A 17,810-nucleotide genomic window follows, 5' to 3' on the forward strand; every position below is an offset into this window, starting at 1 on the left:
AATTGAGCTTTTATTTTAGAAAATACTGGTTGACAATACCGCAAATTCGGCATTAGTATGTAAATCAAAATACAGCAAGCGTTTTCATTGGGTGTTTTTAGGTTGAACCAGTTGCACAAACGAATGGGTTTTATGGACTAGTGTTTGTGCATAGCTTTTTGCAAACGATTGCACTAATTTCGACTTGATGTATCAAGCTTTTACTTTGATAAAAGGATGGTGACAGCGTTGAATTGGCTTGACGAGCCCTACATATAGACCTTCTTCACCTTCAGAAGGAATACGCATGATTTATAATCTCATAAATTGGTGGGGTTTGTGAAATCATGTATCCGCTTGCAAAAAGGGAATTCATAATTATGGGAGGTTTTGCAAAAATGAAAATAACTTTATGGGGGAAGAGGGCATTTGCGATCTTTATGATTATTGCTCTCGTGTTCTCTGGTCTTGGACTACATCCTGTTAATGTTACAGCAGCAACGACGAAGGTTGTATTGGTTGGGGATCTGCAGTCTAAATTTACATCGACAGGTGCGGAAACGCCTGGTAAGGATTGGGATGAGACATCAGTAGTTACCCAAATGACCTATTCAGATAATGGCCTATATTCTTTTACAGGCACTCTGCCGGCAGGAGAATATAACTACAAGGTTACTCTTAATGATTTATGGGATGAGAACTATGGATTCACAAGTTACACCAATCCTCAGGGAACAAATGATGGGGAGAATATCCATATCAAGCTAGAAACAGAGACTGCCGTAACCTTTTATTATAATGACTTAACTCATAAAATAGCTGATTCCACGTATTACACACCGATTGCTTCCGCTAAACTACCAAGATTGACAGGAAACCTGCCGGCAGAAGCACTTACCGTATTATCTGATCCTGATTTTGATGATGTTTACAGTACGGTGGCTACCCTTCCTAAGGGAGATTACACCTACCAAGTTTCTGTTCCAGGAGACGGTGAAGCCGGGGATCAATTGTATCCCGAAACTGCTAATAATCTGAGTCTTCCTTCAGATCTGCCGGTTACCTTTAAATTTAATCCACTGGATGGCAGTGTGACAGCAGAATATAAAATTCCTTCTGAACCTGTTGAGGTTACTCCTGTTCCGGCTGGACACATCCGTATTCACTACAATCGGACAGCTGGTGACTATGAAAATCAGGGATTATGGACATGGGATGATGTTCAATCCCCTTCCGCAAATTGGCCTACAGGTGCAACTCCATTTCCTGAAGGGCAAATCGATTCTTATGGTGCTTATGTTGACGTGCCAGTGAAGGATGGAGCTAAGAAAATTTCGTTCCTTGTGGTAAACCGAGTCACTCAGGCCAAGGATGAAGGCGATAAGCTCTTTACTATCAACACGCCTGAGGCGAATGAAATTTGGATCAAGCAAGGTTCAAATGATGTAACACCGTATGAACCAGTTACACTTGCTCCTAATACAGTGCGAATTCACTATACCAGAGCTGATACAAATCATGATCAATATGGACTGTGGCTGTGGGATGACGTCGTAGCCCCATCCGAAAATTGGCCGTCTGGAGCTACTCCTTTTGTAGCAGATCAAACAGATCGTTATGGTGCATATGTTGATGTTCCGCTTATTGAGAATGCGAAGAAAATCGGCTTTATTGTGATGAAACCTTCGAACGGTGATAAGGACGGTGACAATAAAACCTTTAGCCTGCTGGATCGATACAATCAGCTATGGGTTAAAGAAGGAGACAACAATGTTTATGTTTCTCCGTTTGGTGAGACACCTATTGGCTTAGTATCCGCAGAGGTGCTGTCGACGAGCAAAATCCTTCTCGGCTTCACACTGACTGACGGTTTGGATCCAGCAGCCTTAAAGACAGCAATTACAGTTAAGGATAAAGAGGGTGCTGCAATCCCGATTACTGCTGTAACCCTTACAAGCAAAACTTCAATCGAAGTGGATACAGAAGCATTTGATCTGGAAAAAGTTCCGCTTAGCGTTACCTATTCAGGTAAAACGGTCTCAGCAGCAAGTGGCTGGAGAATGCTTGATGAAATGTACAATTATACAGGAGACGATCTTGGAGCTACGTATAATGCTGACAAAACAGCCACATTGAAATTATGGGCACCTAAAGCAAGCTCGGTCGTTGTAAATCTTTACGATAAGAATGACTCTAACGTGCAAGTGGGCAGTGTTGCTTTAACGCTCGGCGAGCAAGGGGTTTGGTCAGTCCAGCTGAAGCCAGCTGATTTGACAGGCACAACGGCAACAGATGTAAGGGGCTTCTTTTATCAATACGAAGTAACGAATGACGGTGTAACCCATAAGGTTCTTGATCCTTATGCTAAATCAATGGCGGTATTTACTGTGGATACCACAGGTGCTGCTGGTGCTGGCGGGGATACAGTGGGCAAAGCGGCTATTGTTGATTTAAGCCAGACGAACCCAGATACCTTTGGGTATGCTGATATAAAAGGCTACGAAAAACGTGAGGACGCCATCATCTACGAAGTCCACGTGAGAGATTTTACATCGGATGTATCGATCGAGGATAGTCTGAGTGGGGAAAGATGGGGTTCTTATAGCGCTTTTGAAAAGAAACTTGATTATATTAAATCTCTTGGTGTAACGCATGTTCAGTTGCTTCCTGTGATGGCTTGGTATTACGGGGATGAGACGAAGATGGGGACTAGAGAGCCGGATTATTCCGCAAAAAACAATGAATACAACTGGGGTTATGATCCTCACAGCTATTTTTCACCGGACGGGGCCTATTCACAGAACCCTGCCGATCCAGAAGAGCGGATTAAAGAATTAAAAGGTTTGATTGATGCCGTGCATGAAGCTGGAATGGGTGTCATTCTGGACGTAGTGTATACTCATATGGCTAAAAAAGAATTTTTAAACGACATCGTACCTAATTACTATGCCTTCCAAGATGCAAACGGTAACTTTATCGGGGGGTTCGGCAACAATTTAGCCACCAACCATAAAATGGCTGAGAAGCTGATGGTTGATTCGGTAAAATACTGGTTTGAAGAGTACAAGATTGATGGAATGCGCTGGGATATGATGGGCGATGCGACAGCTGATGCTGTTCAGCATGCTTATGATGCCGCAGCAGCAGTGAATCCGAAGGCACTCTTTATTGGTGAAGGCTGGAGAACATTCGGCGGCGCCGCGGCTGATCCTTCTCTCGCTGGGCAAGGTGCAGATCAGGATTGGATGGACAAAACGGATAGTGTCGGTGTTTTCTCCGATGAATTCCGTAATGAATTGAAGTCTGGTTATGGTTCCGAAGGCCAGCCTAGATTTATTACAGGTGGAGCACGTCCGATCGCTACAATCCTGGACAATATCAAAGCTCAACCTTCGAATACACCAGCAGATGATCCGGGTGATATCGTCCCATATATCGAAGCTCATGATAATCTGACACTTCATGATGTCATAGCACAATCGATCAAGAAGGATCCGGATATCGCTGAGAATGAGCTTGAAATTCAGCAGCGGATCAGATTAGGAAATATGCTCGTATTAACTTCTCAAGGTACAGCCTTTATCCATGCCGGTCAGGAATATGGGCGGACTAAGCAGTGGAAGGGCACAACGATTCCTGAGGATAAATTCACAGAGATGTTCGACAATAACAACCAATCGTTCGGCTATTTCATTCATGATTCTTACGATTCATCGGATGCAGTCAACATGTTTGATTGGACCAAAGCAACAGATGAATCTAAGTTCCCAGTACAGAACACGACAAGAAAATATACGTCGGGTCTGATGGAGCTGAGAAAATCAACGGATGCCTTCCGATTGGGCGATAAGGATTTGGTTGACTCTAACATTAACCTGATCCCTGCTCCAGAAATGAAGGATAACGATCTTGTCATCGGCTATTCCAACAAAGCAACAGATGGAACTGGCATCTATTATGTCTTCATGAATGGTGACAGCACAACTAGAAAACTGACCTTATCTGAGGATTTGACGGGCGGTCAGGTGCTTGTGGACAACGATGAAGCTGGTGTTACAGCGATACCGGCTGCACAGCAGTCAGGTTTTATTTTGACAGCAAATTCAATTACACTAGAGCCTTTGACGGCCGTGATTATTCAAAAGGAAGCTGCACCAGTTACGCTGAACTCTTTGGAAACAGATAGTGCAAGCTACACGCTGGCAGCAGGAAATACGCATCAAACCGCTGTTTTTGCGAAATATGATGACAATAGCAGAAGTAATGTTACTAAGAAGGCTACTTACCTCTCCAATAAACCTGAAGTAGCTACAGTAACTGATAAAGGTCTAGTCAAAGCGGTTGGGCTAGGAACGGCAACCCTTACTATCTCTTATGAGGGTATTTCTACAACCGTCACCGTTAAAGTTACTGACAAACGATATGTTCAATTCACTTATACCCGTAGCGATAAGGACTATAAGGATTGGAATATCTGGGTTTGGAACACTGGAGCTAAAAATGACCAGATTGATTTCACAACCTTTAAGAATGGCACAGCGAGCGTTCTGATTGAGGTTGCTGAGAATGCAACAAGCGTTGGATTTGTCCTGCGCAAAGGTACGGATTGGAACACGGGGAAACTAGACTACCCAGACGATCGTGTTATTCCGTTGACCCCTGGTGAACCATTCACTAAGGTGTATGTAACCAGTATGGTTAAAGAGCTTGATATCAAACCAAGTATTAGCGGCCCTATTTTAAAAGATGGAACGATTACTTTCAGATACCGCGACGACGCTTTGTTCCGTAATGGAAATATGGACGCAATAACAGCTGCTAAAGTAAAAGTGAACGGCACTTCGTATCCAATGATCTATGATCCGGCTAACGAGTGGTTCACTTACACACTGGCTGATTTAAAAGAAGGTATGTATAAATATACTTTCTTGATTACTAAAGACGGCGTCACTACCGAAATTACAGATCCAAAGAATACGGTGAATGATGAATCTGTTATTGATTATCATCAACCTGTCGTTAAGATTGCGACATCCGTAAGTCCAGAGGCAGTCACATCCAATCAGAATGCTATTGTAACCATCCACGCTTCCTCTTCGGAAGAAGTAACTTACTCTGAAGCATATATGGATTTAACTAATCTTGGGGGCCCTAGCAAAGTTAAGCTGGATACGGAACTCTTGAAACAAACGGTTGCTGTGGAAGACACGGTGTCAGCGGGCATCAAGGATATTCCGATTACGCTCGTAGACCAATACGGCAATGCACATAAGGAAAAGGCTACACTTGAGGTAAAAGCAAGAACCTATACAGGGGATAAGCTGGATTTTGATTGGGATGAGGCTCGAATTTATTTCGCGCTTACAGACCGATTTAAAGACGGTGACCCAACGAATAATGAGAATGTGAATAAAGATCATCTGGAAGCTTATCATGGTGGAGATTTCCGGGGGATGATCGACAATCTCGATTATTTGCAAGAGCTAGGAATTAACACGTTATGGATCACGCCAATCGTAGATAATATTGATTTTAACAAAGGCGTTGACTTTGGCAGCGAACAATATGGATACCATGGGTATTGGGCAAAAGATTTCACCAAGCTTGACGAGCACCTTGGCGATATGGCCACCTTCAAGGAGCTGATCGAAAAGGCGCATGACAAAGGGATCAAGATCATGGTTGACGTTGTACTCAATCATACGGGTTACGGTCTGAAAGCTGAGGATACCTATCCGACAATTACAGCTGAGGATAAAGCACGTTTCGAAGGGATGCTGCGCACGGATGGTGTATCCGCAGATACAGATCCAATTAAGGGTGAGCTTGCTTTCCTGCCAGATTTCAAGACGGAAGATCCAGCCGTTCGTGAAAAAATTATCGCTTGGCAAACAGGCTGGTTAGACAACGCACGTACGGAACGTGGAGACACGATTGATTATTTCCGTGTGGATACGGTCAAACACGTGGACGATACGACGTGGAAAGCCTTTAAAAATGCACTGACAGCGATGGATCCAAACTTCAAAATGACCGGCGAATACTTCGGTGGAACCATTGATAACAATGGTGGAATGCTCGAAACTAGCCAGATGGATGGTCTGCTTGATTTTGGATTTAAAGATGCAGCCAGAGATTTTGCAAATGGTAAGGTAAACAGTGTGGATACTTATCTGCAGGAACGTGAATTGAAGATCGACAATACGAAGATGATGGCTCAATTCCTGAGCAGTCACGATGAGAATGGTTTCTTGTCTGATTATGTGGGAGGCGATAAAGGCAAGCTGAAGATTGCTGCAGCTCTGCAAATTACCGCCAAAGGACAGCCGGTAATATACTACGGAGAAGAACTGGGTAATTCAGGCAGCAATGCTGGAAATATGTCTGAAGGTCAATTCAGTGAGAACCGTAAGGATATGCCTTGGGATCAATTGACGGCAGAGAAGCCACTACATGACCATTATCAAAAGCTGTTGAATATCCGTGCGAAGTACTCCAAAGTGTATTCCAAAGGTGCGCGCACGAAGCTCGCAGGTTCAGATGATTCAGGTTATTTGGCTTTCAACAAATCTTATGAAGATGAGAACGTAGTGACGGTAATCAATACTAAAACTAGTGAGAGTTCTGTAACGATTCCAGTACCGTTTGCTGCTAATTCATCGGTAACCGATGAATACAGCGGTAAAACATACATGGTTTCCGAGGATCAAAAGGTAAATATTGATCTGCCAGGTAGAGATGATGGAGGTACGGTTATTTTGGCTGAGGTATCGGATGTTATACCGACACCAACGCCAACGCCGACACCAACACCAACACCGACACCGACACCAACGCCAACGCCGACACCAACATCGACGCCAACGCCGACGCCAACGCCGACACCAACATCGACGCCAACGCCGACACCAACGCCGACACCAACGTCGACGCCAACACCGACACCGACACCAACGCCGACACCAACGTCGATGCCAACACCGACGCCAACGTCGACGCCAACACCGACACCAACGTCGACACCAGAAGTAACACCTTCGCCTGAGGTGACACCAACGCCAGAAGCTACAGCGGCACCAACCTCTGGAGTTGTTGTTAACCCTAGCCCTACACCGCCAGCGGATACTCAGGTTGTGAATGAGGATAGCTTGAAGAATGGTAAAGAAGGCAAGGTGCAAATTGATGTTGCTGCCGGTAAGACAGCGGTACGCTTACCTTTACAAGCTGCACAAATACTAGGAACTGATGATCTTGTGTTTAAAATGGGAGATCTGTTAGTTACTATCCCTAGCCAGCTTTTAAGTACAATGCCAAGTTTAGCTTCAGGTATTGATGGGGTAGGTGCCCAAATCTTGCTTGAACTGAACCCACTGGCGCAGTCTGCTGCGAAAGCCATAGTAGACGGTTTAAACAATGATAGTGCTCATGTTAGCTCTCTTTCCGATGTATTTGAATTCAGACTTAGCGTGCTGATGAAAGACGGTACTCGGATTGTAATTAAGCAGTTCGATGAGCCGATTACGATCTCATTCAAGATTAAAGGGCAATTCAACAAAGACTTAATCGGAATCTATTATTTAAGTGATAATGGCGGGTTAGAGTACGTGGGAGGACAGCTGAATGGAGAGGTGATCACGGCACAAGTCACACACTTCAGTAAGTATGCTGTGCTTGAAATCGATAAGTCGTTCAAAGATGTTCCTGCAACCTATTGGGCATTTAAGGCGATTCAATCACTTGCCGCCAAACAAATCGTGTCAGGGGTCACTACCTCTGAGTTTGATCCGAAAAGTAATGTTAGCCGTGCGGAATTTACAGCACTACTAGTACGTGCACTTGGCTTAAAAGCGGAAGGGCAGGTCCTGTTTACTGACATCAGGTCAGATGCATGGTATGCCTCATATGTAGCCACAGCTGCTAAGCTGGGTATTGTTAGTGGACGGAGTAATAATATTTTTGCGCCGAATGCATCAATTACCCGTGAGGAAATGGCTGTTATGGCGATCCGCGCACTTGAAGTGAAGTCTGGCAAGAAGCTTGAACCTGTAGCAGCCTCTACGGCATTTACTGACGCTTCAAGTATTAGCAAGTGGGCGGAAGCCTATGTGAAGACTGCAGCAGACTTAGGACTCCTGCAAGGCCGAGAGAACAATCGATTCGCTCCAAAAGCATGGATGACCCGCGCAGAAAGCGCACAGGTTATTTATACGCTGCTGAGCAAGTAGGCTAAACTAAAGTGTGCTGAATTCTGGCACCCCTTAGTTTGAGCAGCGGTTAGCATTTTAGTATTCTCCAAAAGAAAACAGGGTATCCCGAAGCGATTATCGCTTGCGAGATACCCTGTTTTGTTATGCTGTATGGCTGAGCAGTGGAAAGAAACCTTTTAGATGATTGCCTTTAGGATAGTGAATCCATAGGCTGGCATCTTCACGATCAGCTTGCTGCGTTCTGTGCGCAGTGTTTCGCCTGTAAACAAGTTCTCCCAATCCCGCTCGTCTACGTCAATACGGAAGGTCTGAGCGGTCTCTTCACTGTTGATTAGTACGACAATTGTCTGCAGATCCAGTCGGCGCTCATAGGCTAGCTTGCTGCCTTGTTGTCCTGCCTCAAGGAAGGTAAATGTACCTGTGCGGAGAGCAGGGTGATCGTTGCGTATTTGAATAAGCTGACGATAGAACTCGAAGAGCTCACGATCCTGCTTTTCAGGGTTCCACTCCATGCATTTGCGGCAACCAGGGTCACCTTCACCGTCCATGCCGATCTCGTCACCGTAATAGATGCAGGGAGTGCCCATAAAGGTGAATTGGAACAGTGCCGCTAATCGCATCTTGTTTTTGTCTCCAGCAGCCAGCGTAAGCAGTCGTGGAGTATCGTGGCTGTCCAGCAGATTAAAAGCAACTTCACTTGCCTGCAGCGGATAGCGCGATAACTGTTTGCCAATGGAATTAGCGAATTCTTCAGCATCAAGAGTGCCATGCACAAAGAAGTCAAGGACAGCGTCAGTGAAAGGATAGTTCATAACGGCATCAAATTTATCGCCTTCTAGCCAAGGTGCAGATTCATGCCAGATTTCTCCCAATATGTAAGCCTCAGGATTAGCACGTTTAACCACCTTGCGGAAGTCCCGCCAGAAATCATGATCCACTTCATTGGCAACGTCCAGACGCCAGCCATCGATCCCAACTTCTTTGATCCAGTATTCTGCGACTTTCAGTAAGTATTGTTTAACTTCAGGATGTTCTGTGTTTAGCTTTGGCATTAGCGGTTCAAAAGCAAAGGTGTCATAAGTAGGGACACCGTTTTCAATTTGAAGTGGAAACTTGCGAATATGGAACCAATCTTTAAAGGCGGAAGCCTCTCCTTTTTCTTGAACATCCACAAAAGGGGCAAAGGTTCTGCCAGAATGATTGAATACGGCATCTAGCAGGACACGAATCCCACGTTTATGGCAGCTATCGACGAGCTTTTTTAAAGTCTCAATATCTCCAAAATGCGGATCGACTTTCATATAGTCTTCTGTATCGTATTTGTGATTAGTAGTTGCATCAAAGATAGGTGTGAAATAAATAGCAGTGATCCCAAGCTCGTTAAGATGATCTAAATGATCAATAACCCCTTGCAGGTCGCCGCCAAAAAAATTGGTTGGTGTTGGTTCGGAGCCCCATGGCTGAACATTTTCCGGATCAAGGCTCGGGTCACCATTTGCAAAGCGTTCTGGGAAGATCTGATAAAAAACAGCGTCCTTTACCCAGGCAGGCGGAGCGAATACATCAACGCGGTTAATGAAGGGGAATTCGAACAGCTTGTTTGGGTTTTCCGGCCGCACCGTTTGAAAGTCACTTTCGGTCATCCAAATTCGTTCGTTATCTTTTTGAAGTAAGAAGCCGTATTTCAAGCGGCGGTAGAGAGGTACTGAAGCACATTCCCAATAGTCAAACATAGCATCGGAGGTGAAGAGGGTCATGGGAATTAGTTCTTTTGTGGTATCCCAAGCGTATTTATCTCCAGCAAAGGCGAACACTTCGGTTAAATCCCCTTTTTTAGCGCGCAGACGCAGGTGAATCGTACTTTCATTATAGGCATAAGACCAATTTAACCGCGGACGATGATACACTGCTTCCAGTAACATGATAAATCCTCCTAAAGTTTTGTTAGCGTTACTTCCTCGAACACTTCGGCAAAACCACATCGAAAGCATAGGCTAAGTTTTGTTAGCGCTACTTCCTCGGACACTTCGGCAAAACCGCATCGAAAGCATAAACTATTCCCGGACGATACTCCACAGAGCGCGTGGAATGTAGAATGTCGCTATTGTTATTGGTTGCACAGTTTTTTATGCAACATGCACTAAATCAGTAGCAGAGTAGCACATAACAAAGAGGCACAGCCACCGCGAAGTAGCTTGCCCGAGGTTGTACCTTTGATTAGTAACATTGCCTTTTAATTGTATAGAACAGGAGGCAGACAAGAGATGTTGTGCTTCATGCTGGACAGCCTCTTAACGTTTTGGATTATAGCATGGAATAAAAGGGCTTTCAATACTCTTGTTCAAACCATTGCACTAAATTTCACTAAAGTAAACGAGCATTGTGAACGTTAATTTATGAGAAATCTCTTGAAATAGAGAAAATGTGGCATATTAGGGGCAAATAAAATAGATATTCCAATATTAAACACATGAATTATCGACTAATTAAAAGATATCATGTGAAAAATGGAGATATATGCCTATAATGTATATCAATTAATGGAAAATGACCCAATACAGTATATGCAAACGTTTTTAAAAACAATCGTTACTGTTGTATGATGTACTCATGAATGAAGCGCTTTCTTACCTGTGAAATGCAGATACAGAAGGAGCAAGCTAAAAGAAGAACTTTTTTTTTAGCCTTTCTGAAATCGTTTGCGCAGATTGCAGCACTACTATTTTCCATCTTACGTTTTTAAAAATTGGGAGGGGTTAAAGTAATGAAATTGAAAAAAATGATGGTTATCACCGCAGCTTTCTCAATGGCTCTGTCCGTTACAGCATGCGGTTCGAACAACAACAGTACGAATAACGGGGGCAACAACGCAGCAAAAGCTACTAACAACGCTACAACAGAGACTGCAGCGCCAGAGAGCACAGATGCAGCAGTAACAGATGAAATCGTACCTGAAGATGGCGCAACTCTAGTGGTATGGGAAAGTAAAGAAGAAAGACCTTTTGCAGATGAGATTGCTAAACAGTTCACAGCAAAATATAACGTTCCAGTCAAGGTTGAAGAATTGGCACCCCCGGATCAAGTAACTAAGCTTACTCAAGATGGTCCTTCAGGATTAGCGGCAGACGTTATTCTTATCCCTCACGATAACTTAGGTAAAGCGGCAAGCGCGAGCTTGGTTCTTCCTAACGATGTTTTCGGTGAAGAAACAAAAGCTAACAATACTGAAGCTTCGATTATCGGATCTTCGTACGAAGGCGAATTGTATGGTTACCCAAGAGCAGCAGAAACTTATGCATTGTTCTACAATAAATCGCTTGTTAAAGAAGCACCTAAATCATTCGATGATGTTCTTGCATTCAGCAAAACATTCACGGATAAATCGAAAAATAGATATGGAATTATGTGGGAAGTAGGAAACTTGTACTTCAACTACATGTTTATCGCATCCGATGGCGGATACCTCTTCGGTAAGGATGGTACGGATAAAGATGATATCGGTCTTGCTAACGATGGCGCAATTGCAGGACTTAAAGAATTTGTGAAATTGAAGGAAGCATTGCCAATTAAGAGTGGTGATATCAACAGTGATATCAAACGCAGCTTGTTCAACTCTGGTGATGTAGCTATGGATATCACAGGTCCATGGGAGCTTGGAGGATACAAAGAAGCTCTTGGTGACAACCTTGGTATTGCTCCAATCCCTACAGTGAATGGCAAAACAGCAATTACATTCTCTGGTATTAAAATTTTCGCAGTTAACTCGTTTACTCAATATCCGAATGCTGCTAAATTGTATGCGAATTTTGCTTCAAGCAAAGACGCTCAGCTGTTACTGAACAAAACGATTGGTTCGGTTCCTACAAACAACGAGGCGCTTCTTGATCCACAGATCTCTAGCGATCCTTATGTGTCCGTTTTTGCAGAACAAGCTAAGAACTCCCAACCGATGCCTTCTATCCCTGAAATGGGTAACGTATGGAGTCCAGTAAATGCTGCCCTTCCAGAAATTTGGGATAAAAATGGGGATCCAAAAGCAGCAATGGACAAAGCTGTACAACAAATCAAAGATTTGAATAACAGTGCATCTCAATAAGGATCATAATTCACTGTCTTAACAGCATACAGTGAATCAAGCTGCCCGCCGCATGTTTAGCGGCTGGCAGCTTCTTATTTTCACTCGGAGAGGAGAACGGAAGCGAAATGCAACGACATCGCACGAGGGCCGCAATACTGTCGACGATTTTTATGGGATTGGGACAAATATATAACCGCCAATTCGTTAAAGGAATATTATATTTAGCCGTAGAAGCTGTAGCCGTTTTTTATTTTATTGAGAATCTTGCCAACTCCTTATGGGGCATTGTAACACTAGGAGAGAATCCGAGTCGTCTGGTTAAAGTGAAGGGGATCGCCAAGATGGTTACCGGTGATCACTCGATTTATATTATGATCCAAAGCTTGATCACCATCCTTATTCTTATTCTATTGATTATCGCGTGGTATTTGAATATCAGAGATGCTTACAAGATTGGAGAAAAACGTGATAACGGTCTTCAGGCAAACACTTTTAAACAAAGTGTTCGTTATATCCTGGATTACAAGTTTGCTCAAGCGTTTCTAGTCTTGCCGGGCATTGGTGTTCTATTCTTTACGATTATGCCAATTATCTTCATGATCCTGTTGGCCTTTACGAACTATTCCGCACCTGATCATCTTCCACCCGCCAAATTGGTGGACTGGGTTGGATTTCAGACCTTTCGTAATTTATTGGTCCTTAAGACATGGAGCCACACTTTTTATGGTGTATTAACATGGACAATTATATGGGCAGTTCTTTCAACCATTACTACATACTTCGGAGGACTGTTGGTCGCTTTGCTGGTGAGTCAGAAGGGCATTCGCTTCAAAGGAATGTGGAGAGTAATTCTGATTGTGCCTTACGCGGTGCCACAGTTAATCTCGCTTCTGCTCATGCGCAACTTATTTAACGGTCAATTCGGGCCTATCAATCAATACATGGGGTATTTTGGATTGGATGGATTACCGTGGCTGACTGACCCATTCTGGGCTAAGGTTACCGTAATTATCGTTAATATGTGGGTAGGTATTCCTGTTTCTATGCTGCTTATCATGGGCGTTCTGACTACTATCCCACGGGATATGTATGAAGCTGCTGAGGTGGATGGAGCATCGGGTTATCAAAAGTTCCGTATCGTAACGTTGCCGATGGTATTGTTCTCCACAGCACCAACCTTGATTACGCAGTTTGCAGGTAACATCAACAACTTTAACGCAATCTTCCTATTAACTGGGGGTAGTCCGGTAAATGGTGACTATCAATATGCCGGTTCTACGGACTTGCTAGTAACCTGGTTATACAAATTAACGCTTGATCAGAATAAAAACAACATGGCTTCGGCAATAGGGATTATTATCTTTATCATTGTCGCTTCATTCTCCCTGTACAATTACCGCCGGACGAAGTCATTTAAAGAGGAGGATATGATCCAATGAGCAGAAAAGTCGCGAACATTATTCGCTTAGCAGGTAGTTATATTATCTTGATTGCTTTGTCGATAGCTGCACTCTATCCTGCCCTTTGGATTCTCTTAGCTTCCTTCCGACCTGGTAAATCATTGTACAGCAAAACGTTTATTCCCGAGCAATTCACTTTATCACATTACAGAGAATTGTTCACATCACCCAGCTATATGTTTGGGACTTGGTATGCCAATACCTTGAAAATAGCTGTGTTCTCGATGCTTATCGGGGTAGTTCTTACTTTGTTAACCAGTTATGCCGTATCCAGATTCCGGTTTAAAGCGCGTAAAACAGCGTTATCCACCGTATTGATTCTTGGTATGTTCCCTGGTTTTATGAGTATGATCGCTATTTATATGCTGCTTAAAGAGTTTAATTTGCTGGATACACATATTGCGTTAATTATCGTTTATGCGGCTGGGGCACCGCTGGGTGGGACCTTTATCGCTAAAGGGTTCCTGGATACGATTCCTCGTTCTTTGGATGAGGCGGCTCGAATAGATGGGGCGAGTAATTTCGGGATATTTATGCGGATCATCTTACCCTTGTCACGTCCTATGATCACTTACATGGCGCTGACTCAGTTTGTTGGTCCTTGGGTGGATTTCATTTTCGCCAGACTTATTTTGCGGACGAAGGAGAACTGGACGGTCGCAGTCGGAATGTGGGATATGGTTAACACGAACCAAAACACGAACTTTACCTTGTTCTCTGCGGGTGCGGTTTTGATCTCCATTCCAATTATGATTTTGTTTGTATTCTTGCAACGTCTGCTAGTAGATGGCTTGACAGCAGGAGCTAGTAAGGGGTAAACCCATTCGCTCGCTTCATGCTAATAAATAATCAGGGTACAGCCTTTATACAGAAATGGAGGGCTGTACCCTTATTTCGTCATGGGGAGTGAACTTAATGAAAAAGTCCTGGACTCTATATTTTAAATCTGTTGGAGTTAAACTGTTCGTTATTTTATTTAGTTCTATAGTTCTCTTATCCTCTGTGCTAGGATTAACTTCCTATTTTGCCGCCAAAAATATCATTACGAATGAGGTTGCTGCAGCCTCCACACAATCTGTAGTTCAGGCAGCGGACAAGCTGGATTTTGTGCTGGCAGAGTATGAGGCACTATCAAGGCAGTTTGCACTCGACTCTGTGTTAAAGGGTGATTTAGAAAAAATAAATAGTGGCGAGCTTACAACTGTGGCCAAAGCGGGTGCTGAAGAACGGATTCGCAGAAAGCTGGACTTGGTAAAAGGGTCTGATGAGCGGATGTATGGTGTCAGGCTGGTATCCAAGAGCTTGGTAGAATCAGAATCTTATAAATCTACCGGTATAAGTGGGATTCGTAGTGATGAAGGCATTTCCGCAAGATTAGAGCAAATTGCCGCAGCTAAAGGAGAGCCAGTCTGGTTTCCCGTTCGTGAGAAAGGCTTTTTTGATGCTTATACTGAGCCATCCTTAACTATGGGGAGATTGCTGCGTAATCTTGTACATCCCGAAGCGGAGTATTACATGCTAATCGAAGTGAAAGGGAAGGCCATGACTGAAATGCTGTCTAACCTTCAGATTGGGATGACCGGTGAAATTCGTATCTTGAGTGCGGATGGCAGCATTGTGTATGGTGTGGATCAAGCTAAGCTGGGTCAACCCTCTTACATAAAAGTTTCAGAAGAACAAGGTAAAGAGCAGAATCATTCATTTACAGCGGAGGATGAGAACGGAAGTTCTCAGCTTGTTGTATACCAGCCCTTGGCTACTGCCAAGTGGACGCTTATGGGGTATGCTCCCGTCAGTGATTTTACCAAGTCTGCGGACAAGCTTTTATATATTACATTTTCTGTGGTGCTAGCGGCAGCCTTAATAGCACTACTAATCGGTTATATTCTTGTTCGTTTGGTAGGGCGTCCGCTGGGTAAGCTGGCAGTCTTGATGGAAGAAGGAGAGCATGGGAACCTACAGGTACGAACCCATTTTAAGGGCAAGGACGAGATTGGCCGCTTGGGTCACAGCTTCAACAAAATGATGGAGCAGATCTCTTTGCTTGCAAGGCAGAGCGGGAATTCGGCAGATGAAGTCCTCCTTACTTCGGAACAATTAGTACAAGCATCAAGTACAATCTCCCTCCATGCCAGAGAGGTTGCGACCGCTACCGGTGAGATTGCAGCGGGGTCAGCCAGCCTCGCTGTTGAAGCCGAACGCAGTTATCACAATGTTGAGATTATCGGCAGCAAAATGAGTGAAGTGACGGAAATAAATACAGTGATGGACCATTCAGCAGAACGGGTCATTGAGGTTAGCAATCAAGGTACAGAGCTGATGAAGCTGCTAGTAGAACAAAGTGAGTCTACGGTAGAGATGATCAATCGAATTCAAGATAATTCTACTAAGCTCAGAGAAAGCACCCATTTAATTCGCAGTATTCTCAGCCCTATGATTGCCGTGAATAAGCAAACCAATATTTTGGCGCTAAATGCTACCATAGAAGCAGTTAGGGCAGGTGCGGCCGGAAGAGGGTTCATAGTGATTGCTGATGAAATCAGGCAGCTCGCTAACCAGTCGAATGAGTCGATTCAATCGGTCTCCAAGATCACGGAAGAGATTGGTCTACATATCGAGAACACCGTTAAGGATATCAATGAAGCCGCTCCTAAGTTCCGTGAACAAATCTCTTCTGTAAGAGAGTCGTCAACGATATTTGCGAGTGTCAAAGAGGAAATGGAACATTTCATGAGACATATTAGTGAATCTTCTGCTTCTGTCCTCGAATTGATTGAGTTCCAGCGTCAACTTGGTGAATCCATGGCCAGCGTCAGCTCCATTGTCCAGCAGACCACAGCTTCGACGGAGGAGGTAGCTTCTATGTCATCTCAGCAATTTACGGTTAGTGAGGAATTGGTTGCCTTATCGGAAAAGCTGGAGGGCTTGGCAGCGGATCTCAAGCACTCTTTGGTTTCTTTTCAAGTATGACAATAATATTCTAATAGAGACGAGCAATTTTCCAGTATAGTGGAGAGTTGCTCGTTTTTGTTGATTTGATCGCTATCGGAGGTTATCTTGTCTTCGAAGTGGCTAAAGGGATACACTTGTATTAAGTAATAAATGAAGAAAGTAGTGATCCATTGACGAACTTAAATCTGAGTCCTAGCGGGAGTCTTTTTCAGCAGGTTTTAATCGAGGGAGATTATAGTCCTCATTTTTTTGCTTACTATTATAAACAGTGGAATAACTACAATATGTCTTACCATCAGCATAATTCAACGGAAATCATGTATTTGATCTCAGGGAGTTGTATCGTAGATGTCCGTCCAAGCTCAGGAGGAGAAGAGAGAGTTCGGCTGAAGCGGGGAGAATTGATCATCCTAGACGCGAATGTTCCGCATAGGCTGATTGTTGAAGAGGGGGCACCTTGTCGGATGCTAAATGTGGAATTTGGCTTCATGGAATATAGAGGGGTTGCACCCTCTGTCGGCAAGCTAGCCCGTGAAGAAACGGCGCTCGCAGAAATGCTGCAGCTTCCTTTTTCCAGTTTAGTAATGCCTGATCCGGAGGAAATCTATCATGTTCTAAAGGGACTTGTGTTAGAGCTTGATCAGAGCGGCGGGAAGGGGGGAAGTATGGTTGATTTATTATTTTGTGAGCTTCTGTTGCGATTATCCAGACTTCGGCAAGAGCAGCTTCATACCAGCCAACAGCCCTCGCAGCTTTATGTGCGCCGGAGCATCGAATTTCTGCATCAGAACTATGACCAGAACATTCAGGTTAAGGACATCGCAGCCGCAGTTAATCTGCATCCCGGATATTTACATCGAATTTTTAAGAGCCATACGGGTCGGACACTCAGCGATTACTTGAATATGCTGCGAATGGAGAAGGCGAAGATGCTGCTTGGGCAGAGCGACATCCCGATTGCTGAAATTGCAGATTACGTAGGAATTAGCAGCAGGCAATATTTTCACCTTCTTTTTAAAAAATACGCCGATTGCACGCCTGTAGAATTCCGCAATTCCATTGAGCGTCACGCCTGGAGTTATGAAGAGCATGATTTTTAGTAGATAGGTTAGGATTTTTGACACCTTCTTTCAA

7 protein-coding genes are annotated in these 17,810 nt (G+C 44.0%); 6 read left to right on the plus strand and 1 reads right to left on the minus strand.

Going from position 1 to position 17,810, the window contains the following annotated elements:
• Positions 1 to 377: 377 nt before the first annotated feature.
• A complete protein-coding gene (locus NYE35_RS08845; protein ID WP_341120690.1) occupies positions 378 to 8,204 on the plus strand; it encodes a pullulanase in 7,827 nt (2,608 codons plus the stop codon).
• A gap of 158 nt (positions 8,205 to 8,362) precedes the next feature.
• Here the strand turns inward: NYE35_RS08845 and NYE35_RS08850 are convergent, their stop codons facing one another.
• The gene (locus tag NYE35_RS08850) at positions 8,363 to 10,108 is read right to left on the minus strand and encodes an alpha-glycosidase (RefSeq protein ID WP_341120692.1); all 1,746 of its coding nucleotides are present in this window, start codon (positions 10,106 to 10,108) and stop codon (positions 8,363 to 8,365) included.
• A gap of 842 nt (positions 10,109 to 10,950) precedes the next feature.
• Here NYE35_RS08850 and NYE35_RS08855 point away from each other — a divergent pair.
• The 5 genes from NYE35_RS08855 (at position 10,951) to NYE35_RS08875 (ending at position 17,776) form a co-directional block, all read left to right on the plus strand.
• Positions 10,951 to 12,282 carry a sugar ABC transporter substrate-binding protein gene (locus NYE35_RS08855; protein ID WP_341120694.1) on the plus strand — a complete coding sequence of 444 codons (1,332 nt, stop codon included), beginning with the start codon at positions 10,951 to 10,953 and terminating at the stop codon, positions 12,280 to 12,282.
• A gap of 107 nt (positions 12,283 to 12,389) precedes the next feature.
• A complete protein-coding gene (locus NYE35_RS08860) occupies positions 12,390 to 13,703 on the plus strand; it encodes a sugar ABC transporter permease (protein ID WP_036684375.1) in 1,314 nt (437 codons plus the stop codon).
• Positions 13,700 to 14,542, plus strand: a complete 843-nt coding sequence (locus tag NYE35_RS08865) for a sugar ABC transporter permease (protein WP_036684372.1) — start codon at positions 13,700 to 13,702, stop codon at positions 14,540 to 14,542. Before NYE35_RS08860 ends, NYE35_RS08865 begins: the two co-directional genes overlap by 4 nt.
• A gap of 97 nt (positions 14,543 to 14,639) precedes the next feature.
• Complete coding sequence (locus NYE35_RS08870) at positions 14,640 to 16,694, plus strand: methyl-accepting chemotaxis protein (protein WP_341120697.1); 2,055 nt, start codon at positions 14,640 to 14,642, stop codon at positions 16,692 to 16,694.
• A 152-nt stretch (positions 16,695 to 16,846) separates the two neighbouring features.
• Positions 16,847 to 17,776, plus strand: a complete 930-nt coding sequence (locus NYE35_RS08875; RefSeq protein WP_094903395.1) for an AraC family transcriptional regulator — start codon at positions 16,847 to 16,849, stop codon at positions 17,774 to 17,776.
• Positions 17,777 to 17,810: the final 34 nt, after the last annotated feature.

It is taken from the genome of Paenibacillus sp. FSL L8-0494 (genome assembly GCF_038003695.1).
GTDB classification, from domain to species: domain Bacteria; phylum Bacillota; class Bacilli; order Paenibacillales; family Paenibacillaceae; genus Paenibacillus_AQ; species Paenibacillus_AQ odorifer.